Here is a 20,749-nt window from a genome sequence, read left to right on the forward strand (position 1 = left end):
GATTCTTCCGACCCCTTACAGCTTCATCAGGCTGGCGTCGTCGACCGAGGCCGAGTGGCGGGAGCGGAACAGCGACACGATGATCGCGAGTCCCACCACGACCTCCGCGGCGGCGACGACCATCGTGAAGAAGGCGATGATCTGGCCGTCGAGGTTGCCGTGCATCCGGGAGAAGGCGACGAACGCGAGGTTGCAGGCGTTGAGCATCAGCTCGATGCACATGAAGACGACGATCGCGTTGCGCCTGATCAGCACCCCGGTGGCGCCGATCGTGAACAACAGGGCGGCGAGATAGAGGTAGTTGACGGGGTTCACTTCGACGCCTCCTCGGCCCGCTTGAAGTTCGGCGGCTCGATCGCGGCCCGCTGCAGGCGCTCCTCGGCGCGCTGTTCGAGGGCCTTGAGGTCGTTGAGCGCCTCGGTGGACACGTCACGGATCTGACCGCGCTCGCGCAGCGTCTTGCTGACCGTGAGGTCGGACGGGGTGCCGTCGGGCAGCAGGCCCGCGATGTCCACGGCGTTGTGCCGGGCGTACACACCGGGCGCCGGCAGCGGCGGTACGTGCTTGCCCTCGCGGACGCGCTGCTCGGCCAGCTCACGCTGGGTTTTGGCGCGCTCGGTGCGCTCGCGGTGGGTGAGCACCATGGCGCCGACGGCGGCTGTGATGAGCAGCGCGCCGGTGATCTCGAAGGCGAAGACGTACTTGGTGAAGATGAGGGCGGCGAGGCCCTCCACGTTGCCGTTCGCGTTGGCTTCGGTGAGGCCGTTGAACTCGTGCAGGGAGGCGTGGCCGATGCCCCCGATCAGCAGGACGCCGAATCCGAGCCCGCACAGCAGGGCCAGCCAGCGCTGGCCCTTGATGGTCTCCTTGAGGGAGTCCGCCGCGGTGACGCCGACGAGCATCACCACGAACAGGAACAGCATCATGATCGCGCCGGTGTAGACGACGATCTGCACGATGCCCAGGAAGTAGGCGCCGTTGGCGAGGTAGAAGACCGCCAGAATGATCATGGTTCCGGCGAGGCAGAGCGCGCTGTGCACGGCCTTCTTCATGAAGACGGTGCACAGGGCGCCGATCACGGCGACCGTGCCGAGGACCCAGAACTGGAAGGCCTCGCCGGTGGAGGTGGAGTAGGCGGCGAGCTGCGCGGTCATCGGCCGATCACCTTCTCCGACGCCGGCTCGTCCTCACCGGAGGTCGAGGCGGCTTCCTGCGGGACCTCTCCCTTGGAGAAGGCGACCTGCTGCTCCGTACCGGGAGCGGCCTCCGTCACCAGGCCCCGGTAGTAGTCCTGCTCGTCCGTGCCGGGATAGATCGCGTGCGGCGTGTCGACCATGCCGTCTTCCAGACCGGCGAGCAGCTGCTCCTTGGTGTAGATCAGGTTGGCGCGGCTGGAGTCGGCGAGCTCGAACTCGTTCGTCATCGTGAGCGCGCGCGTGGGGCACGCCTCGATGCACAGGCCGCACAGGATGCAGCGGGCGTAGTTGATCTGGTAGACGCGGCCGTACCGCTCGCCCGGCGAGTAGCGCTCCTCTTCGGTGTTGTCGGCGCCCTCGACATAGATGGCGTCGGCGGGACAGGCCCAGGCGCACAGCTCGCAGCCGACGCACTTCTCCAGGCCGTCCGGATGGCGGTTGAGCTGGTGCCGTCCGTGGAACCGCGGAGCCGTTGTCTTCTGCTGCTCCGGGTACTGCTCGGTCAGCCGCTTCTTGAACATGGCCTTGAAGGTCACGCCGAAGCCGGCCACGGGGTTCTGGAAACCGGGCTTGGTCTCCTTGGGCTCCTCAGCCATCGGACGCCTCCTTTCCATCCAGAGATCCGTCACTGGCAGTATCCGACCCACCACTGACAATCAACTCCCGCTCCCGGCGCGAGCGGCGCCGGGGCACCGGCGGCAGCTCCTGTCCGGGCAGCGGCGGCACGGGGAATCCGCCGCCCATCGGGTCGAAGGCGGTCTCCTTCGCGGGGGCCTCCGCCTGCTTCCCGCGGTCCCGGAAGAGGTCCGCGACGAAGGAGAGCAGCAGCAGCGCCAGTACACCGCCGCCGACGTAGAGAGCGATGTCGGCGAAGTCGTAGTTCTCGTTCCTGAGGGTCCGTACGGTCGCGACGAGCATCAGCCACGTCACGGAGACCGGGATGAGGACCTTCCAGCCGAGCTTCATCAGCTGGTCGTAGCGGACGCGGGGGAGCGTGCCGCGCAGCCAGATGAAGAAGAACAACAGCAGCTGCACCTTGATGACGAACCAGAGCAGCGGCCACCAGCCGTGGTTCGCGCCCTCCCAGAAGCCGCTGATCGGCCAGGGCGCCCGCCAGCCGCCCAGGAAGAGCGTCACGGACACCGCCGAGACGGTCACCATGTTGACGTACTCGGCGAGCATGAACAGCGCGAACTTGATCGACGAGTACTCGGTGTTGAAGCCGCCGACCAGGTCGCCCTCGGACTCCGGCATGTCGAAGGGGGCGCGGTTGGTCTCGCCCACCATCGTGACGATGTAGATCACGAAGGAGACCGGCAGCAGGAGGATGTACCAGCGGTCCTGCTGGGCCTCCACGATCGCCGACGTCGACATCGAGCCCGAGTAGAGGAACACGGAGGCGAAGGCGGCGCCCATGGCGATCTCGTACGAGATCATCTGCGCGCAGGAGCGCAGGCCGCCGAGGAGCGGGTAGGTGGATCCGGAACTCCAACCCGCGAGGACGATGCCGTAGATGCCGACCGAGGCGACCGCGAGGATGTAGAGCATCGCGATCGGCAGGTCGGTGAGCTGCATCGTGGTGCGCTGGCCGAAGATCGAGATCTCGTTGCCCGCCGGGCCGAAGGGGATCACGGCGATCGCCATGAAGGCCGGGATGGCCGCGACGATCGGCGCGAGGATGTACACCACCTTGTCCGCGCGCTTGACGATGATGTCTTCCTTGAGCATCAGCTTCACGCCGTCGGCGAGCGACTGGAGCATGCCCCAGGGGCCGTGCCGGTTGGGGCCGATCCGCAGTTGCATCCAGGCGACGACCTTGCGCTCCCAGACGATGGAGAACAGCACGGTCACCATCAGGAAGGCGAAGCAGAACACCGCCTTGATGACGACCAGCCACCAGGGGTCGTGGCCGAACATCGAGAGGTCTTCAGCCGCGAGGTACGGGCTCATGCCTCCACCTCCTCGGGGGCCTCGACGGCGAGGGTCGCCGGGCCGATGCGGACGAGCTTGCCGGGCAGTGCCCCGGTGTCGGAGGCGACGCCGCCACCGGTGGAGTTCAGCGGGAGCCAGACGACCCGGTCCGGCATCTCGGTGATCTTGACGGGGAGTGCGACCGTTCCGGTGGGTCCGGTCACCACGAGAGCGTCGCCGTCCCCCACCCCCGCCTCGGCGGCCGTGGCGGCCGATACGCGCGCGTGGGCGGCGTGCCGGGTGCCGGCGAGCGCCTCGTCGCCCTGTTGGAGGACTCCCTGGTCGAGCAGCAGCCGGTGACCGGCCAGCACGGCCTCTCCGGCCGCCGGTCGCGGCAGCGGCGCGGCCGTTTCCAGCGGCTCGGTGGCCCGCGGTCCGTCCCAGGCCCCGAGCCGGTCCAGCTCCGCGCGTGCGGTACGCAGGTCCGGCAGCCCCAGGTGTACGTCCATGGCGTCGGCCAGCATCTGCAACACGCGCGCGTCGGAGGGAGCCAGGCGGCGCGTCATCTGGTCGGGCTTGAGCGCGGCCTCGAAGAAACGGACCCTGCCCTCCCAGTTCAGGAAGGCGCCCGACTTCTCGGCGACCGCCGCCACCGGCAGTACGACGTCGGCGAGCTCGGTGACCTCGCTGGGCCGCAGCTCCAGCGACACCAGGAAGCCGACCTCGGCGAGCGCCGCACGCGCGCGTGCCGGGTCGGGCAGGTCGGCGACCTCCACACCGGCCACCAGCAGCGCCTGGAGCTCACCCCCGGCCGCGGCCTCGACGATCTGGCCGGTGTCACGGCCGTAGCGGTGCGGAAGCGCGGCCAGGCCCCAGACGGCGGCGACCTCCTCACGCGCGCGCGGGTCGGTGGCCGGACGGCCGCCGGGCAGCAACGAAGGCAGCGCACCCGCCTCGATCGCGCCCCGCTCGCCCGCCCGGCGCGGAATCCACACCAGCTTCGCGCCGGTCGCGGCAGCGGCCCGCACGGCGGCGGTGAGGCCACCGGGCACGGCGGCCATCCGCTCGCCGACGACGATCACCGCGCCTTCGGTGCGCAGCGCCTCGGACGCCGTGCCGCCCGCCTCCTCCAGGCCGACACCGCTCGCGAGCGCGTCCAGCCACTCGGTCTCGGTGCCGGGAGCGGCCGGCAGCAGCGTGCCGCCCGCCTTCTCCAGGCCGCGCGTGGCGTGCGTGGCCAGCGAGAACACCTTCTGCCCGTGTCCCCGCCAGGCCTTGCGCAGCCGCAGGAAGACGCCGGGTGCCTCCTCCTCGGACTCGAAACCGACCAGCAGGACGGCGGGGGCCTTCTCCAGCGCGGTGTACGTGACGCCCGTACCGTCGAGGTCCCGTCCGCGGCCGGCGACACTCGCCGCCAGGAAGTCGGCCTCCTCGCCGCTGTGCACGCGCGCGCGGAAGTCGATGTCGTTGGTGTCGAGCGCCACGCGCGCGAACTTGCTGTACGCGTAGGCGTCCTCGATGGTGAGGCGACCGCCGGTGAGGACACCGGTGCGGCCCCGCGAGGCCAGCAGGCCCTGGGCCGCGATCTGCAGCGCCTCCGGCCAGGACGCCGGCACGAGCTCGCCCTCGGCGTTACGGACCAGGGGCGTCTGGAGCCGGTCGCGCTGCTGCGCGTACCGGAACGCGAAGCGCCCCTTGTCGCAGATCCACTCCTCGTTGACCTCGGGGTCGTCGGCCGCGAGCCGCCGCATGACCTTGCCGCGCCGGTGGTCGGTACGCGTGGCGCAGCCGCCGGAGCAGTGCTCGCAGACACTCGGGGAGGACACCAGGTCGAACGGACGGGAGCGGAAGCGATACGCCGCCGAGGTGAGCGCGCCGACCGGGCAGATCTGGATGGTGTTCCCGGAGAAGTACGACTCGAACGGGTCGCCCTCGCCGATGCCGACCTGCTGGAGCGCGCCCCGCTCGATCAGCTCGATCATCGGGTCGCCCGCGATCTGGTTGGAGAAGCGGGTGCAGCGGGCGCACAGCACGCACCGCTCACGGTCGAGCAGCACCTGCGTGGAGATGGGGACGGGCTTCTCGTACGTCCGTTTCCTGCCCTCGAAGCGGGACTCGGCGTTGCCGTGCGACATCGCCTGGTTCTGCAGCGGGCACTCGCCGCCCTTGTCGCAGACCGGGCAGTCGAGCGGGTGGTTGATGAGGAGCAGCTCCATCACACCGTGCTGGGCCTTCTCGGCGACCGGCGAGGTGAGGTGGGTCTTCACGACCATGCCGTCCGTGCATGTGATCGTGCAGGACGCCATGGGCTTGCGCTGGCCCTCGACCTCCACGATGCACTGGCGGCAGGCGCCGGCCGGGGCGAGGAGGGGGTGGTCGCAGAAGCGGGGGATCTCGATGCCGAGTTCCTCGGCGGCCCGGATGACCAGGGTGCCCTTGGGCACGCTGATCTCCGCGCCGTCGATCGTCAGCGTCACGAGATCTTCCGGCGGGACCGCCGCCTCTCCCCCACCTGCGGGAGCGTTGGTGGTCACGGTCATGCGTTCACCTCCGTGCGGTCGGCCCAGGCCGTCGACTTGGCCGGGTCGAAGGGGCAGCCGCGGCCCGTGATGTGCTGCTCGTACTCCTCGCGGAAGTACTTCAGCGAGGAGAAGATCGGCGAGGCGGCACCGTCGCCGAGGGCACAGAAGGACTTGCCGTTGATGTTGTCGGCGATGTCGTTGAGCTTGTCGAGGTCGGACATCACGCCCTTGCCGGCCTCGATGTCACGCAGCAACTGCACGAGCCAGTAGGTGCCTTCGCGGCACGGTGTGCACTTGCCGCAGGACTCGTGGGCGTAGAACTCGGTCCAGCGGGTGACGGCGCGTACGACACAGGTCGTCTCGTCGAAGCACTGGAGGGCTTTCGTGCCGAGCATGGAACCCGCGGCGCCCACTCCTTCGTAATCAAGAGGGACGTCGAGGTGCTCGTCGGTGAACATCGGTGTCGAGGAGCCGCCCGGTGTCCAGAACTTGAGGCGGTGGCCCGGCCGCATGCCGCCACTCATCTCGAGGAGCTGACGGAGGGTGATGCCGAGCGGGGCCTCGTACTGGCCGGGGCTGGCGACGTGGCCGCTGAGGGAGTAGAGCGTGAAGCCCGGGGACTTCTCGCTTCCCATCGACCTGAACCATTCCTTGCCGTTTTTCAGGATGGCGGGAACTGACGCGATCGACTCGACGTTATTCACCACAGTCGGGCAGGCATAGAGGCCCGCGACAGCAGGAAAGGGGGGACGGAGCCGCGGTTGACCACGGCGGCCTTCGAGCGAGTCGAGCAGTGCGGTCTCCTCACCGCAGATGTACGCGCCCGCACCCGCGTGCACGGTGAGTTCGAGGTCGAGTCCGCTGCCCAGGATGTTCTCGCCGAGGTAACCCGCCGCGTAGGCCTCGCGCACGGCCTCGTGCAACCGCCGCAGAACGGGGACGACTTCACCACGCAGATAGATGAAGGCATGCGACGACCTGATGGCATAACACGCGATGACAATGCCCTCGATGAGGCTGTGCGGGTTCGCGAAGAGGAGTGGGATGTCCTTGCACGTCCCGGGCTCCGATTCGTCGGCGTTGACAACTAGATAGTGTGGCTTTCCATCACCCTGGGGAATGAACTGCCATTTCATTCCCGTCGGGAATCCCGCGCCGCCACGCCCGCGCAGACCGGAGTCCTTGACGTACGCGATCAGGTCGTCCGGCGACATGGCGAGCGCCTTGCGGAGCCCCTCGTACCCTTCGTGCCTTCGGTAGACGTCCATCGACCAGGACTTGTCCTCGTCCCAGAAGGCCGACAGCACGGGTGCGAGCAGCTTCTCGGGGCTCGGGTCTTTCAGCTCGGGTGCCAAGGTCATCACTCCCCCTCCTCGGCGGTAGGCCCTGCCGGGTGGGCTGGGTCGGAGGCCGATGTGTCCTGCGGCGCGTCGTGCGAACTGAGGTGCTCGGCCGGCGACGGTTCGTGCACGGCCCTTTCCTGCGGCTCGTCGTGCGGGCCGCCGTCCCGCGGATGGACCACGCGCGCGGGTGCGGCCTCTCCCCTTGCCAGGCGGAGGCCCACCAGCGAAGCGGGTCCCGCACTGCCGCTCGCCTCGACGGCCCCGGGCCGCTCGTCGGGGAAGCCGGCCAGAATCCGCGCGGTCTCCTTGAAAGTGCACAGCGGCGCCCCGCGCGTCGGCTCCACCGGCCGGCCCGCGCGCAGATCGTCGACGAGGCGCTTGGCGCTGCCCGGCGTCTGGTTGTCGAAGAACTCCCAGTTGACCATCACGACCGGCGCGAAGTCGCAGGCCGCGTTGCACTCGATGTGCTCCAGGGTGACCTTGCCGTCGTCGGTGGTCTCGCCGTTGCCGACGCCGAGGTGCTCCTGGAGCGCGTCGAAGATCGCGTCGCCACCCATCACCGCGCACAGCGTGTTGGTGCAGACACCCACCTGGTAGTCACCGCTCGGCCTGCGCCGGTACATGGAGTAGAAGGTGGCGACCGCCGTGACCTCGGCCGTGGTCAGGTCGAGGACGTCCGCGCAGAACCGCATCCCGGTGCGCGTGACATGGCCTTCCTCCGACTGCACGAGATGCAGCAACGGCAGGAGGGCGGAGCGGGAGTCGGGGTAGCGGGCGATGATCTCGCGCGCGTCCCGCTCGAGGCGGGCTCGGACGTCGTCCGGGTAGGCGGGCGCGGGCAGCTCGGGCATGCCCAGGCTGACGCCCTGCTCCGAAGAAGAGGTGGTCACCGGTCGACGCCTCCCATCACGGGATCGATGGACGCGACGGCGACGATGACGTCGGCGACCTGGCCGCCCTCGCACATCGCCGCCATGGCCTGCAGGTTGGTGAAGGACGGGTCGCGGAAGTGGACCCGGTAGGGGCGGGTGCCTCCGTCGGAAACGGCGTGCACCCCGAGTTCGCCCTTGGGCGACTCGACAGCCACGTACACCTGTCCCGGCGGGACGCGGAAGCCCTCGGTGACCAGCTTGAAGTGGTGGATCAGGGCCTCCATGGAGGTGCCCATGATCTTCTTGATGTGGTCGAGGGAGTTGCCGAGGCCGTCCGGCCCCAGCGCGAGCTGGGCGGGCCAGGCGATCTTCCGGTCGGGAACCATGACCGGGCCGGGCTCCAGCCGGTCCAGGCACTGCTCGACGATCGAGAGCGACTGGCGCATCTCCTCCAGGCGGATCAGGAAGCGGCCGTAGGAGTCGCAGCTGTCGGCGGTCGGGACGTCGAAGTCGTACGTCTCGTAGTCGCAGTACGGCTGCGTCTTGCGCAGGTCGTGCGGGAGGCCGGTGGAGCGCAGGATCGGGCCGGTGGCGCCGAGGGCCATGCAGCCGGCCAGGTCGAGGTAGCCGACATCCTGCATACGGGCCTTGAAGATGGGGTTCCCGGTGGCGAGCTTGTCGTACTCCGGGAGGTTCTTCTTCATCTTCTTCACGAACTCGCGGATCTGGTCCACCGCGCCGGGCGGCAGGTCCTGGGCGAGTCCGCCGGGGCGGATGTACGCGTGGTTCATCCTGAGGCCCGTGATGAGCTCGTAGAGGTCGAGAATCATTTCACGATCACGGAATCCGTAGATCATGATCGTGGTGGCGCCGAGTTCCATGCCGCCGGTGGCGATGCACACCAGGTGCGACGACATCCGGTTCAGCTCCATCAGGAGCACCCGGATGATCTTGGCTCGCTCGGTGATCTGGTCCTCGATGCCGAGGAGCTTCTCGACGGCGAGGCAGTAGGCGGTCTCGTTGAAGAAGGACGTCAGGTAGTCCATGCGCGTCACGAACGTGGTGCCCTGCGTCCACGTGCGGTACTCGAGGTTCTTCTCGATACCGGTGTGGAGGTAACCGATGCCGCAGCGGGCCTCGGTGACCGTCTCGCCCTCGATCTCCAGGATCAGACGGAGCACTCCATGGGTGGAGGGGTGCTGGGGACCCATGTTGACGACGATGCGTTCGTCGTCGGCGCGGGCCGCGGACTGGGCGATTTCGTCCCAGTCACCACCGGTGACCATGTAGACGGTGCCCTCGGTGGTCTCACGTGCCGAGGCGGCGGATGCTGACTGCGTGCTCACGAGTACGACCTCCGCTGGTCCGGAGCCGGGATCTGGGCGCCCTTGTACTCGACGGGGATGCCGCCGAGGGGGTAGTCCTTGCGCTGCGGATGGCCCTGCCAGTCGTCCGGCATGATGATCCGGGTCAGCGCCGGGTGACCGTCGAAGACGATTCCGAAGAAGTCGTAGGTCTCGCGTTCGTGCCAGTCGTTGGTCGGATAGACGGAGACCAGCGACGGGATGTGCGGGTCGCTGTCGGGGGCGCTGACCTCGAGGCGGATCAGCCGGTTGTGGGTGATCGAGCGCAGGTGGTAGACGGCGTGCAGCTCGCGGCCCTTGTCCTCCAGGTAGTGGACGCCGCTGACGCCGGTGCACAGCTCGAAGCGCAGGGCCGGGTCGTCGCGCAGGGTGCGGGCGACCCGGAGCAGATGGTCGCGCTCCACGTGGAAGGTGAGCTCGCCGCGGTCGACGACCGTTTTCTCGATCGCGTTCTCGGGCAGGAGGCCCTGTTCCTCCAGCGCCCCCTCGAGTTCGTCGGCGACGTCGTCGAACCAGCCGCCGTAGGGCCTGCTCGCCGGTCCCGGGAGCCGGACCGAGCGGACCAGGCCGCCGTAGCCCGAGGTGTCGCCGCCGTTGTTGGCGCCGAACATGCCGCGCTGGACGCGGATCTCCTCGCCGCCCTGACCGCGCTGGCCCGGGAGGTTGGAGGCAGAGAGGTCCTTTTCCGGGTTGGTCCCGTTCGCGGAGCCGTTCACGCCGTTCTCACCGTGGGTGCCGTTCGCGTCGCTCACTGCAGCAGCCCCTTCATCTCGATCGTGGGCAGGGCCTTGAGCGCCGCCTCCTCAGCCTCGCGGGCCGCTTCCTCGGCGTTCACGCCGAGCTTGGAGCTCTGGATCTTCTGGTGGAGCTTGACGATGGCGTCCAGCAGCATCTCGGGCCGAGGCGGGCAGCCGGGGAGGTAGATGTCGACCGGGACGATGTGGTCGACGCCCTGGACGACCCCGTAGTTGTTGAACATGCCGCCCGACGACGCGCACACGCCCATGGAGATCACCCACTTGGGGTTCGGCATCTGGTCGTAGACCTGCCGCAGTACCGGCCCCATCTTCTGGCTGACCCGGCCCGCGACGATCATCAGGTCCGCCTGGCGCGGTGAGCCGCGGAAGACCTCCATGCCGAAGCGCGCCAGGTCGTAGCGGCCGGCGCCGGTGGTCATCATCTCGATGGCGCAGCAGGCGAGGCCGAACGTGGCCGGGAAGACGGACGCCTTGCGCACCCAGCCCGCGGCCTGCTCGACGGTGGTCAGGAGGAAGCCGCTCGGCAGCTTTTCTTCGAGTCCCATGTCCTATGGCCCCTCAGTCCCATTCCAGGCCGCCGCGCCGCCATACGTACGCGTACGCGACGAAGACGGTGAGCACGAAGAGCAGCATCTCCACGAGCCCGAAAACACCCAGGGCGTCGAAGGTGACGGCCCACGGGTAGAGGAAGACGATCTCGATGTCGAAGACGATGAAGAGCATCGCCGTCAGGTAGTACTTGATGGGGAAGCGCCCGCCGCCGGCCGGCGTGGGGGTCGGCTCGATACCGCACTCGTAGGCCTCGAGCTTGGCCCGGTTGTACCGCTTTGGTCCGATCAACGTGGCCATGACCACGGAGAAGATCGCAAAGCCTGCCCCGAGGGCTCCCAGTACGAGGATGGGCGCATACGCGTTCACCGCTCCTCGCTCCTCTCAGTCGGCACTGACTGCTGGCGGTTGCGTCGAGCCCACTTCCGCCCCACCTGTCGCACGAACCCCGCTCGTCCCCGGCGAAGATCGCGAACATGTGAAGCAGGTCACAAGCCCAACTGCCTCGCATCTTATGCCTGCCTCTCTGTGATCTGCGACACGGGGTATTACACAAGCTTTGTGATCTCCACCACCTGACGAAGGATCATGAAGTCGGATGAGGAGTGATCTTCGTACAAGAAGCGTCCGAGTGATCACCAGAGGTGACATTTTCATTCATCGACACAGGTCGCGAAGGGCGTCTCTATATCAAGAGAGTTCCCTTGCATGCAAATTGGCGCCGGGCTCGGCGCCCTGATAGTGGCGCGCGTTCACGCCCCAGAGGGAGTCGCGCGGCGGGATGTGGACGCGTGCACGCGTTCACGAGCGGAGCCGGCCACCGATCGCGCACAGGACGCTTCCATTCCGGTAACCGTTCCGTGACCTGCGCCACACCCGTAAGAGGGCCCTGAGAACCGGGCTTGGCCACCGACCCCAACAAGTGGTAAGCGGGGGGCAATTAGGGCGTAACGACGAAAGCCCATGATCACAGGCTTGATCACCTGCGCCCGCAATGCCCGTTATGGCGTCAATAAAGAAACTGACAACGGGTGTTCAGGGCTCCCGTTGAACAAATGTGGCGCACCACACGTTTCTTGAAGGTATGGAGGAGCCCCTGATACCGGTTGTACCCATGTCCCACACCGCTCACATACGCAGCCACCGGAAACCCCGCCGCAGCGCGTCGACGATCGCGATGCGCGCCGGAGTTGCCGGTGGTGTCCTCAGCACCCTGGCAGTGGCCGGGGCGTCCGGTGCGGCGAACGCGGCCGAGCCGGTGACGCAGACACTCGAACTGCCCACCCTGACGGGCGACGTGGCCGCTCAGGTGGCCCAGTCCGCGGCCGCCACGCAGCAGGCCGCCGCGAACTACGAGTTGCAGGCCGAGCGTGACGCGGCCGCCTCCGCGGCGGCCAAGGAAGCCAAGAAGGACCTCGCCGAGGCCAAGCAGAAGGCTGAGGCCAAGAAGAAGGCCGAGGAGGCCCGCAGGGCCGCCGCCGAGGCCGCTGCCACCCGTTCGTCGGAGCGGACCACCCTGTCCGCCTCCGCGTCCGCGTCCGCCTCGACGGGCGTCTCCGCTCCCGCCAGTGGCAGCGTCGGGACGGTGATCGCGTTCCTCAAGGCCCAGGTGGGCGACGCCTACGTCATGGGCGCCACCGGCCCCAACGCGTGGGACTGCTCCAGCCTGGTGCAGGCCGCCTTCCGGCAGGTCGGCGTCGACCTGCCGCGGGTCTCGCAGGACCAGTCGATGCAGGGTACGGACATCCCCCTGTCCAGCATCCAGGTCGGCGACATCCTGTACTGGGGCGGCAAGGGCTCCGCGTACCACGTGGGTGTGTACATCGGTAACGGCCAGTACCTGGACGCGGCGAACCCCTCCAAGGGCGTCGTCATCCAGGACCTGTCGGGCTACCCGGCGTCGGGCGCGGTGCGCGTGCTCTGAGCCGCGTCGGCACCCGCCGTACAAACGCATACGAAGTGAAGGACCGCGGCCGCTCGGGGGCCGCGGTCCTTCAGTCGTCCCCTGAGGGACACGCCTTGGGCGCGCCCCCCTCCAGGGTCGCGCCCGCCAGGGTCACGCCTTGGGCGCCACCTTGCTCAGGCCGTTGATGATGCGGTCCATGGCGTCGCCGCCGGTGGGGTCGGTGAGGTTGGCCAGCAGCTTGAGGGTGAACTTCATCAGCATCGGGTGGGTCAGACCGCGCTGGGCGGCGATCTTCATGACCTTGGGGTTGCCGATGAGCTTCACGAAGGCGCGGCCCAGCGTGTAGTAGCCGCCGTAGGTGTCCTTGAGGATGCGCGGGTAGTGCTGGAGCGCCGTCTCGCGCTGGGCCGGGGTGGAGCGGGCGTGGGCCTGGACGATGACCTCGGCGGCGATCTGGCCGGACTCCATGGCGTAGGCGATGCCCTCACCGTTGAAGGGGTTCACCAGACCGCCGGCGTCGCCGACCAGCAGCAGGCCCTTGGTGTAGTGGGGTTGGCGGTTGAAGGCCATCGGGAGGGCGGCGCCGCGGATCGGGCCCGTCATGTTGTCGGGGGTGTAGCCCCAGTCCTCCGGCATCGAGGCGCACCAGGCCTTCAGGACCTCGCGCCAGTCCAGTTCCTTGAAGGAGTCGGAGGTGTTGAGGACACCCAGGCCGACGTTGGACGTACCGTCGCCCATGCCGAAGATCCAGCCGTAGCCCGGCAGCAGGCGGTCCTCGCCCGGGCCCCGGCGGTCCCAGAGTTCCAGCCACGACTCCAGGTAGTCGTCCTCGTGCCGCGGGCTGGTGAAGTAGGTGCGGACGGCGACGCCCATCGGGCGGTCCTCGCGGCGGTGCAGGCCCATCGCCAGGGACAGCCGGGTCGAGTTGCCGTCGGCGGCGACCACCAGCGGGGCATGGAAGGTGACTTCGCGCTTCTCCTCGCCGAGCTTGGCGTGGACGCCGGTGATGCGGCCGGTGCGGTCGTCGACGATCGGGGCACCGACGTTGCAGCGCTCGTACAACCGCGCCCCGGCCTTCTGGGCCTGGCGGGCGAGCTGCTCGTCGAAGTCGTCCCGCTTGCGGACGAGGCCGTAGTCGGGGAAGGAGGCGAGATCCGGCCAGTCCAGCTGGAGGCGGACACCGCCGCCGATGATGCGCAGGCCCTTGTTGCGCAGCCAGCCGGCGTCCTCAGAGATGTCGATGCCCATGGCGACGAGCTGCTTGACCGCGCGGGGAGTGAGACCGTCGCCGCACACCTTCTCGCGCGGGAACTCGGTCTTCTCCAGCAGGAGGACGTCGAGTCCGGCCCGGGCGAGGTGGTACGCGGTCGTGGAGCCGGCTGGCCCCGCGCCGACGACGATCACATCGGCGGTGTTTTCGGAGAGGGGCTCGGTCACGGCGGGATCTCCCCAAGGTTCGAAATATGCGTGCCGACCGGCACTGGACATGGGCAGTCTATTCAGCGGAACTGATCACCCGGCTGAAGGGCTGCCCCCGTGAACCGAGCTCTCCCCGTAGTGCGGCTGCGTGTCCCCACCGACGAGGACGCCGTCGCCTGGCACCGGGCCTTCGCCCACCCGGACGTCATGGAGTTCCACGGCGGCAGGGCCGCGGAGCTGTTCGTCTACGAGGAGCTGACCGCCCGCCAGCGCCGGCACGACGCGGAGCGCGGCTACTGCCTGTGGACCGTGCTCGACGAGTCCGGGCAGGTCATCGGCTTCACCGGCGCCCAGCCCTGGGAGCGGGAGTGGGGTCCGACGGGTGAGGTCGAGATCGGCTGGCGGCTCGGCCGGGAGCACTGGGGCAAGGGGTACGTCACCGCGGCCGCGCGGATGACGCTGGAGCGGGTGCGCGCGGCGGGCGTGCCGAGCGTGGTGGCCATGGTCGACGCCCGCAACGAGCGGTCCATCGCCGTCACCCGTCGGCTGGGCATGCGGCTCGCCGAGGTCTTCACCACGCCACGCAAGCAGCAGGGGCACTGCTACCGGCTCGCCCTGTAGCGGAGGAGACGGATCCACTATGTGCACGCTGAGTAGTCGATAGCTACAGAAAGCCACTTGAGGCTTCCCGGCGATACCCCCTGGCGGTTACTCTGCCCGTACCGCTGGGGGTGACATCTGTGCACACAACGCCCAAAACACCCGAAGTGCGAGTGCCGAGACTCGTCGGCCTGATGGCCGTGGACGCACGCGAGACGGCGCTGGCACACGGAGTGCGCCTCGCCGCGCCCGACCGGCCGGACTTCCCTCGCACCGTCGTCGACTACGTCGTACGGCAGTATCCGCCGCCCGGCGTCGAGGTACCGCGCGGTGCCGTCGTCACCGTCTGGTTCGAGCTGGGGGGAGGTGAGGGCGGCGGGGGCGTGCGCGAGCCGCGCATTCCGAACCCGAGCGGGGGCGGCATGCGACGCGAGCTCGACGAGCGGGGAGCCGCCTACGAGATGATCGACGAGCGGGGAGCCGCCTACGAGATGATCGACACGTGAGCGTCAGCCGTCCTTGAGGCCCGGGTCCACCTTGAAGCCCCGGTGCAGGGCCACCACCCCGCCCGTCAGGTTCCGCCAGGCCACCCGCGACCAGCCGGCCTTGCGCAGCCGCTCGGCGAGCGCGGGCTGGTCGGGCCAGGCGCGGATGGACTCGGCGAGGTAGACGTAGGCGTCCGGGTTGGAGGAGACGGCACGGGCGACCGGGGGCAGCGCGCGCATCAGGTACTCCGTGTAGACGGTCCGGAAGGGCGCCCAGGTCGGGTGCGAGAACTCGCAGATCACCACCCGTCCGCCGGGCCGGGTCACCCGGTACATCTCCCGCAGCGCGGCCTCCGTGTCCTGCACGTTGCGCAGCCCGAAGGAGATGGTGACGGCGTCGAAGGTGTCGTCCTTGAAGGGCAGCCGCGTCGCGTCGCCCGCGGTGAACGGCAGCCAGGAGTGCCGCTGCTTGCCGACCCGGAGCATGCCGATCGAGAAGTCGCAGGGGACGACGTAGGCGCCGGTGCGGGCGAAGGGCAGGGAGGAGGTCGCCGTGCCGGCGGCGAGGTCCAGGATCTTCTGCGCGGGGCGGGCGTCGACCGCCTTGGCGACCTCCTTGCGCCATCGGCGGTCCTGGCCGAGCGACAGCACGTCGTTGGTCAGGTCGTACCGTTCCGCCACGTTGTCGAACATCGAAGCGACTTCGTGCGGCTGCTTGTCCAGGGATGCGCGGGTCACGGGCCCATTGTGGCAGCAGGGGGTCCGACGTCATGGCAGCAGCCTCGGCTTCTTGCGCGCCGCCACGTCCTCGACCCAGCCGCACAGCAGCACGAAGCCCGCGATCAGGAGCCAGCCGACGGCGAACATGAACCACTGGCTGTCCAACGGCAGGTACGCCTCGAAGGCGGGCACGTCCCAGAAACGGTCGATCAGCGGGACGGCGAGGATCAGCGCGATCTCGTGCCAGAGGTAGATGGTCACCGCGCGCGCGTTGAAGACCGTCACGACGCGGTCCAGGCGCCGGAAGCGGGTGAGACCGGCGAAGTCGATCCGGAAGCGGGACTTGGCCCACATCAGGAGCAGGACGTACCCGGCGGACCAGAAGGCCTGGGCGAGGGGGATCTCGTCGAGGTCGTAGGTGCCCGCGTCGGCCTGGTGCGTGAAGGCGTACCAGCCGCCGTGGCCGAGGGCGGCCAGGGAGAGGACGACGACCGCGGCCGGCTTGAGGCGTCGCAGGACACCGTCGCGGTGGGCGAATCCGAGGATCCAGCAGAACAGGTACGTCGACAGGTCCCACAGGGCGGCGCCGAAGCGGTTGTCGGGACCGGACCAGAGGAAGGTCAGGACGACGATCGGGGCGAGGGAGAGGGCGAGTACGGGGACGGGGGCGAGGCGGAACAGGCGGAGGAGGAGAGGGGAGAGGAGGACGAACCAGAGGTAGGTGCGCAGGTACCAGAGGATCTCCCAGGCCTGCTCGCCCCACGCGTTGCCCGGGGGGTCGCCGAGCGGCACGACCCAGTAGACGATCTGCCAGCCCGGCATCCAGTCGTGGATCAGCATGGCGGTGACCACGAAGGCGCCCCAGAACCAGAAGGGGGGCAGGAGGCGGCGGAGGCGGCTCTTCACCACCTTCGACGCGGGGCGTTCCAGGGACTTCGCCATGAGGGTGCCGGCGAGGGCGAACATGACGCCCATGGAGGGGAAGAGCATGCCGGCCCAGGGCCAGCCGAAGGTGTGGTACGTGACGACGCGGATGAGGGCGAGGGCTCTGAGGGTGTCGAAGTAGCGGTCCCTCTGTGGTGCCGGGAGGTTGGACACCTGGGCGTCTGCTGCAACCGTGCCCACAGCGGTAGTCGCGGCGACAACGGAAGCGTCCCTCCTGTGCGCCCCCACTCAGCTCACCCCCGCCGGAGTCCCGACCTCGCCCGTGCGCTTCAGCTTCTGCCAGCGCAGGCGGCCGCCGGTGAGAGCCGTGATGCAGGAGTGGATGAGGACGAGGTACATCATCTGGCGGTAGGCCAGCTGCTGCAGCGGCATCATCAGCAGGTACCGGTACTTCTCGCGGTCGAGGCGGAAGGCGTAGGCCGCGCAGACCAGTTGGACGCCGAGGACCGCCAGCCAGGCCAGCAGGGCGGCCTTGAAGTCGATGAAGATCATCGAGTAGGCGGTGAACACGTCGATGAGCGGGGCGAAGACCGGCGTGACGATCTGGAAGAGGACCACCAGAGGCATGCCGACCCGGCCGAAGCGGCCCGAGGGGCCCTTGTCGGTGAGCGACTTGCGGTGCTTCCAGAGCGCCTGCATCGTGCCGTACGACCAGCGGTAGCGCTGGGACCACAGCTGCTTCAGGGAGCCCGGCGCCTCGGTCCAGGCGCGGGCGTGCTCCTGGTAGACGACCCGCCAGCCCGCGCGGTGCATGGCGATGGTGATGTCGGTGTCCTCGGCGAGCGTGTCCTCGCTCATCCCGCCGACCTCCAGCACCGCGTCACGGCGGAACGCGCCGATCGCGCCCGGGATCGTCGGCATGCAGCGCAGCAGGTCGTACATGCGGCGGTCGAGGTTGAAGCCCATCACGTACTCGATGTGCTGCCAGGCGCCGATGACCGTGTCGCGGTTGCCGACCTTGGCGTTGCCCGCGACCGCGCCGACGTTCGGGTCGGCGAAGGGCTGCACCAACTGCCGCACGGTGTCCGGCTCGAAGACGGTGTCGCCGTCCATCATCACGACGACGTCGTGACTGGCGTTGCGCACCCCGTTGTTCAGCGCGGCCGGCTTGCCCGCGTTCTCCTGCCGGACGACCCGGACGTTCGGCATGCCGAGCGACGCCGCGATGTCGGCCGTACCGTCCGTCGAGCCGTCGTCGACGACGATGATCTCGACGGGATGGGTGCTCTGCGCCAGCGAGTTGAGGGTGTTGGCGATGCACTCCTTCTCGTTGTACGCCGGGACGATCACGCTCACCGGCCCGGTGACCGTCGGCCCCCAGCTGAAGCGGCGCTTGTTGCGCTGTCGGTAGTGGCGGCGGGCCAGGAGCAGCATCATCCCGAAGCGGCCCATGACGGCCACGCCCACGACCATGAGCCCGACGGAGAGCGTCGGCACCGTCCACTCGGCGACGGCGACGGCCGCGACGAGCGCCTTGCCCTCGTAGAGGGTGGTCCCGGTGGCCTCGCGGTGGGCGGCCTGGAGGGGCGAGGCGGCCGCGCCGGCCTCGGCCGACTGCCCACCGGGAACTCCCCCGGGCCGCTGCCCGCCCGCGCTCCCCGCGCCCTGGCCCCGCATGGCCCCGCTGATGGTGGTGAAGGTGTACCCCTTCGCCTTCATCTGCTCGATGTACTCGGGCAGCGCCTTGATCGTCTGTGAGCGTTCGCCGCCGGCGTCGTGGAACAGGACGGACGCGCCCTTGCCGTCCTCCGGCGTGGCCCACTTGACGATCTTCGAGACGCCCGGCTTCTTCCAGTCGTCGCTGTCGGTGTCGACGAAGACGCTGGTGTAACCGTCCTGGCCGAGCTTCTGGTAGACGGGCCAGCTGTAGTTGTCGATGGCGTCGGTCTCGGAGGAGTACGGCGCCCGGAACAGCGTGGTGGTGATGCCGGCCGCGCCCGCGAGCGCCAGCTGGGTCTGCTGCATCTCACGGTTGACGCGGGCGTCGCTCTGGTAGGACAGGTCGACGTGGGTGAAGGTGTGGATGCCCACCTCATTGCCCTGGTCGACCATGTCCTTCACGATGCTCGGATAGCGCGACACCATCGAGCCGACCAGGAAGAACGTGCCGGGCACGTCGTACTTCTCGAGGATGTCCAGGACCTGGGGCGTCCAGGTCGGGTTGGGGCCGTCGTCGAAGGTGAGCGCGATCGTCCTGTCGGGGACGGAGACGGTCGTGGCCTGCCCGCCCCGGAAGGTGAGGATGGGGCCGCCGTCGAGGACGTCGTCGGGGACGGAGCCGGAGTCGGCCCCGGTGCGCACGCGCTGGTCGCCGCCGACCTCGGCGCGCAGATAGCCGTCGAGCAGCATCACGCTGGTCAACGCGAGCAGGAGCAGCCCCGCGAGGATGACACGGGGTTTCTGCAGGGCCGCGGCCTTGCCCGCCGCGCGTTCCATGCGGCTGGGGGCGCGGCGGCGGCCGCGGGAGGAAGTCGTCGTCATGAAGTGGCTGCGTTCCGGTCAGTTGGCGGCCGCGGAGGCGGACGCGGACGGGCTGGTGGTCGGGGCACCCGAAGAGGCTCCCGAGGGCGGGGCGGACGGAATGCCGCTGGGGCGGCCGGCTTGTTCGCCCTGGCCGCCGTCCGGGCGGAAACCGCCGGGCCCCTGACCGCTCTGACCTTCCGGTGCGCCCTGCCCACCGGGGCCTCTCCCGCCGAACGGCAGCAGCGAGGACGGGGTCAGGGAGGTGCCCCAGCCCATGAAGGCCGCGCCGAGGACGGCCGCGTACCCGAGGCAGGCGACGCCGAGGAGGAGACCGATCCGGCGCAGCAGCCTGGAGCGGCGTCCGGAGGTGTCAACGAACACGGGCCCGTCGGCGGACTCGTTGCCGCGTTTGCGACGGCGACCGCGCACATCTGCGCGGCTTTCGATGGCAGGCTCGGATTGCATTCCCCGGATATTAGGGACGCTTTATGTGGCCCAAACTCTGTATTCCTTGTGAGAGACCCATGAGAAAAGACTTAACCTGTCTCTTTCCTGAGAGATCTCCGGAACTCGTCCGCAACTGCCCCTCGCCATGAGAGCGTTGAATGTCCCTTTTGACGAGAGCGGGTGCATGCGCAATGAGGAGTTTCCGGACGCCGATGGCCGGGCTGACCTGTCTGTTCGCCTTGGCCGCGGCGGGGTGCTCCGCGGGCTCGGACGGCAATACCGACGACGCCGCAGCGCCACCGGGAAAGACCTCCGCATCACCCTCGCAAAGCACCGCGCCCACCACGGCCGCCCCCAGCGCCGCCCCCGCCACCACCTACGCCCCTTACGTCAGCGCCACCGAGGCCTCCGTCAACGACCCGGCCGGCTCCCCCACGACGTACAACCTGGCCTTCGTGATCTCGAGCGGCAGCGGCTGCACACCGAAGTGGAACGGCACGCACGCCGTCGGCGACTCGCCGGTCACGTCCCGGATCTCGGCGCTGACGAAAACCGGCGGCACGGTCCGCGTGTCCTTCGGCGGGGCCTCCGGCAAGGAACTCGCGGCGACCTGCGACAGCGCGTCGAAGCTCGCCGCGGCGTACGGCGCCGCCCTGGACGCGGCGGGCTCCAGCCAGGCCGACTTCGACATCGAGGGCGACGAGCTGACCGACTCCGACTCGGTCGACCTGCGCTCCGAGGCGATCGCCGCGCTCCAGAAGGAACGCCCCGACCTGGAGGTCTCCTTCACGCTGCCGGTGATGCCGTCCGGGCTCGACGCCGACAGCCTGGCCCTGCTGGAGTCCGCCAACGAGCACGACGTGCAGGTCTCCACCGTAAACATCATGACGATGAACTACGGCGAGTCCTACGACGACGACATGGGCGACTACGCCGTCACCTCGGCCACGGCCACCCAGGCCCAGCTCAAGAAGGTCTTCGGCCTGTCCGACGCGGGCGCCTGGCGGGGCATGGCGCTCACCTCGATGATCGGCGTCCAGGACGTGGCCAACGAGACGTTCACCCTCGCGGACGCGGCCGAGGTACGGACGTTCGCCGAGGAGAAGGAGATCGCCTGGGTGTCCATGTGGTCCACGTTCCGCGACCAGCAGTGTGAGGACGAGGACGCCGACCGGGACGACGCGGCGACCAACTGCAGCGGGGTCGAGCAGAGTGCGGGAGCCTTCGCGGAGGCGTTCACGGGGTAGGT

At 69.0% G+C, this 20,749-nt stretch carries 20 protein-coding genes; 4 read left to right on the forward strand and 16 right to left on the reverse strand.

Annotation, left to right across the window (positions count from 1 at the left end; genetic code table 11):
- Nucleotides 1–15 precede the first annotated feature (15 nt).
- The 11 genes from nuoK to ACGFNV_RS11485 are packed head-to-tail and all read right to left on the reverse strand — an operon-like array spanning nt 16 to nt 10,884.
- Complete coding sequence (nuoK, locus tag ACGFNV_RS11435) at nt 16–315, reverse strand: NADH-quinone oxidoreductase subunit NuoK (protein WP_003974374.1); 300 nt, start codon at nt 313–315, stop codon at nt 16–18.
- Complete coding sequence (locus tag ACGFNV_RS11440) at nt 312–1,154, reverse strand: NADH-quinone oxidoreductase subunit J (protein ID WP_393621384.1); 843 nt, start codon at nt 1,152–1,154, stop codon at nt 312–314. The genes nuoK and ACGFNV_RS11440 overlap by 4 nt, the downstream gene beginning before the upstream one ends.
- Nucleotides 1,151–1,792 (reverse strand): NADH-quinone oxidoreductase subunit NuoI, encoded by a 642-nt coding sequence (gene nuoI / locus ACGFNV_RS11445; protein WP_393621385.1) that lies wholly within the window; start codon nt 1,790–1,792, stop codon nt 1,151–1,153. The genes ACGFNV_RS11440 and nuoI overlap by 4 nt, the downstream gene beginning before the upstream one ends.
- On the reverse strand, nt 1,785–3,146 hold the full coding sequence (nuoH, locus tag ACGFNV_RS11450; protein WP_393621387.1) for an NADH-quinone oxidoreductase subunit NuoH: 1,362 nt from the start codon (nt 3,144–3,146) through the stop codon (nt 1,785–1,787). Before nuoH ends, nuoI begins: the two co-directional genes overlap by 8 nt.
- The gene (locus ACGFNV_RS11455; protein ID WP_393621389.1) at nt 3,143–5,647 is read right to left on the reverse strand and encodes an NADH-quinone oxidoreductase subunit G; all 2,505 of its coding nucleotides are present in this window, start codon (nt 5,645–5,647) and stop codon (nt 3,143–3,145) included. The genes nuoH and ACGFNV_RS11455 overlap by 4 nt, the downstream gene beginning before the upstream one ends.
- The gene (gene nuoF / locus ACGFNV_RS11460) at nt 5,644–6,990 is read right to left on the reverse strand and encodes an NADH-quinone oxidoreductase subunit NuoF (protein ID WP_393621391.1); all 1,347 of its coding nucleotides are present in this window, start codon (nt 6,988–6,990) and stop codon (nt 5,644–5,646) included. The genes ACGFNV_RS11455 and nuoF overlap by 4 nt, the downstream gene beginning before the upstream one ends.
- Entirely contained in the window at nt 6,990–7,862 is an 873-nt protein-coding gene (gene nuoE, locus ACGFNV_RS11465) for an NADH-quinone oxidoreductase subunit NuoE (protein WP_393621393.1), read from the reverse strand. The genes nuoF and nuoE overlap by 1 nt, the downstream gene beginning before the upstream one ends.
- Complete coding sequence (locus ACGFNV_RS11470) at nt 7,859–9,130, reverse strand: NADH-quinone oxidoreductase subunit D (protein ID WP_393621507.1); 1,272 nt, start codon at nt 9,128–9,130, stop codon at nt 7,859–7,861. Before ACGFNV_RS11470 ends, nuoE begins: the two co-directional genes overlap by 4 nt.
- A 56-nt stretch (nt 9,131–9,186) precedes the next feature.
- Nucleotides 9,187–9,960 carry an NADH-quinone oxidoreductase subunit C gene (locus ACGFNV_RS11475; RefSeq protein WP_133927770.1) on the reverse strand — a complete coding sequence of 258 codons (774 nt, stop codon included), beginning with the start codon at nt 9,958–9,960 and terminating at the stop codon, nt 9,187–9,189.
- Entirely contained in the window at nt 9,957–10,511 is a 555-nt protein-coding gene (locus tag ACGFNV_RS11480) for a NuoB/complex I 20 kDa subunit family protein (RefSeq protein ID WP_393621395.1), read from the reverse strand. Before ACGFNV_RS11480 ends, ACGFNV_RS11475 begins: the two co-directional genes overlap by 4 nt.
- A 13-nt stretch (nt 10,512–10,524) precedes the next feature.
- Nucleotides 10,525–10,884 (reverse strand): NADH-quinone oxidoreductase subunit A, encoded by a 360-nt coding sequence (locus ACGFNV_RS11485; protein WP_007383963.1) that lies wholly within the window; start codon nt 10,882–10,884, stop codon nt 10,525–10,527.
- A 715-nt stretch (nt 10,885–11,599) separates the two neighbouring features.
- On the opposite strand from ACGFNV_RS11485, the gene ACGFNV_RS11490 reads away from it, so the two are divergent.
- Entirely contained in the window at nt 11,600–12,439 is an 840-nt protein-coding gene (locus tag ACGFNV_RS11490) for a C40 family peptidase (RefSeq protein WP_393621397.1), read from the forward strand.
- A 132-nt stretch (nt 12,440–12,571) separates the two neighbouring features.
- On the opposite strand, the gene ACGFNV_RS11495 is transcribed toward ACGFNV_RS11490, so the two are convergent.
- Nucleotides 12,572–13,909: a geranylgeranyl reductase family protein gene (locus ACGFNV_RS11495; protein WP_393621399.1), complete on the reverse strand. Its 1,338-nt coding sequence runs from the start codon at nt 13,907–13,909 to the stop codon at nt 12,572–12,574.
- A gap of 48 nt (nt 13,910–13,957) precedes the next feature.
- Here ACGFNV_RS11495 and ACGFNV_RS11500 point away from each other — a divergent pair, with 48 nt between their 5' ends.
- Nucleotides 13,958–14,461 (forward strand): GNAT family N-acetyltransferase, encoded by a 504-nt coding sequence (locus tag ACGFNV_RS11500; RefSeq protein ID WP_393621400.1) that lies wholly within the window; start codon nt 13,958–13,960, stop codon nt 14,459–14,461.
- A 119-nt stretch (nt 14,462–14,580) separates the two neighbouring features.
- Nucleotides 14,581–14,946 carry a PASTA domain-containing protein gene (locus tag ACGFNV_RS11505; protein WP_393621402.1) on the forward strand — a complete coding sequence of 122 codons (366 nt, stop codon included), beginning with the start codon at nt 14,581–14,583 and terminating at the stop codon, nt 14,944–14,946.
- A 3-nt stretch (nt 14,947–14,949) separates the two neighbouring features.
- Here ACGFNV_RS11505 and ACGFNV_RS11510 read toward each other — a convergent pair whose 3' ends face one another.
- The 4 genes from ACGFNV_RS11510 to ACGFNV_RS11525 form a co-directional block, all read right to left on the reverse strand.
- The gene (locus ACGFNV_RS11510; protein WP_393621404.1) at nt 14,950–15,663 is read right to left on the reverse strand and encodes a demethylmenaquinone methyltransferase; all 714 of its coding nucleotides are present in this window, start codon (nt 15,661–15,663) and stop codon (nt 14,950–14,952) included.
- Between the two features lie 30 nt (nt 15,664–15,693).
- The gene (locus ACGFNV_RS11515) at nt 15,694–16,743 is read right to left on the reverse strand and encodes an acyltransferase (protein ID WP_393621406.1); all 1,050 of its coding nucleotides are present in this window, start codon (nt 16,741–16,743) and stop codon (nt 15,694–15,696) included.
- A 75-nt stretch (nt 16,744–16,818) separates the two neighbouring features.
- Nucleotides 16,819–19,071, reverse strand: coding sequence for a bifunctional polysaccharide deacetylase/glycosyltransferase family 2 protein (locus ACGFNV_RS11520; protein ID WP_393621407.1), 2,253 nt, complete (start codon nt 19,069–19,071; stop codon nt 16,819–16,821).
- Between the two features lie 18 nt (nt 19,072–19,089).
- Nucleotides 19,090–19,518: a hypothetical protein gene (locus ACGFNV_RS11525; RefSeq protein WP_393621409.1), complete on the reverse strand. Its 429-nt coding sequence runs from the start codon at nt 19,516–19,518 to the stop codon at nt 19,090–19,092.
- A gap of 173 nt (nt 19,519–19,691) precedes the next feature.
- Between ACGFNV_RS11525 and ACGFNV_RS11530 the strand changes: the two genes are divergently transcribed.
- Nucleotides 19,692–20,747 carry a chitinase gene (locus ACGFNV_RS11530; RefSeq protein WP_393621410.1) on the forward strand — a complete coding sequence of 352 codons (1,056 nt, stop codon included), beginning with the start codon at nt 19,692–19,694 and terminating at the stop codon, nt 20,745–20,747.
- Nucleotides 20,748–20,749: the final 2 nt, after the last annotated feature.

Origin of the sequence: Streptomyces sp. NPDC048751, from assembly GCF_043198595.1 — a bacterium.
Lineage (GTDB): Bacteria > Actinomycetota > Actinomycetes > Streptomycetales > Streptomycetaceae > Streptomyces.

Coding starts and splice junctions, on each gene's coding strand:
- ACGFNV_RS11440 (WP_393621384.1), bottom strand. CDS start 1,154: ATGACCGCGCAGCTCGCCGCCTACTCCACCTCCACCGGCGAGGCCTTC.
- nuoI (WP_393621385.1), bottom strand. CDS start 1,792: ATGGCTGAGGAGCCCAAGGAGACCAAGCCCGGTTTCCAGAACCCCGTG.
- nuoH (WP_393621387.1), bottom strand. CDS start 3,146: ATGAGCCCGTACCTCGCGGCTGAAGACCTCTCGATGTTCGGCCACGAC.
- ACGFNV_RS11455 (WP_393621389.1), bottom strand. CDS start 5,647: ATGACCGTGACCACCAACGCTCCCGCAGGTGGGGGAGAGGCGGCGGTC.
- nuoF (WP_393621391.1), bottom strand. CDS start 6,990: ATGACCTTGGCACCCGAGCTGAAAGACCCGAGCCCCGAGAAGCTGCTC.
- ACGFNV_RS11470 (WP_393621507.1), bottom strand. CDS start 9,130: ATGGTCACCGGTGGTGACTGGGACGAAATCGCCCAGTCCGCGGCCCGC.
- ACGFNV_RS11480 (WP_393621395.1), bottom strand. CDS start 10,511: ATGGGACTCGAAGAAAAGCTGCCGAGCGGCTTCCTCCTGACCACCGTC.
- ACGFNV_RS11490 (WP_393621397.1), top strand. CDS start 11,600: ATGGAGGAGCCCCTGATACCGGTTGTACCCATGTCCCACACCGCTCAC.
- ACGFNV_RS11495 (WP_393621399.1), bottom strand. CDS start 13,909: ATGTCCAGTGCCGGTCGGCACGCATATTTCGAACCTTGGGGAGATCCC.
- ACGFNV_RS11520 (WP_393621407.1), bottom strand. CDS start 19,071: ATGACGACGACTTCCTCCCGCGGCCGCCGCCGCGCCCCCAGCCGCATG.
- ACGFNV_RS11525 (WP_393621409.1), bottom strand. CDS start 19,518: ATGCAATCCGAGCCTGCCATCGAAAGCCGCGCAGATGTGCGCGGTCGC.
- ACGFNV_RS11530 (WP_393621410.1), top strand. CDS start 19,692: ATGAGGAGTTTCCGGACGCCGATGGCCGGGCTGACCTGTCTGTTCGCC.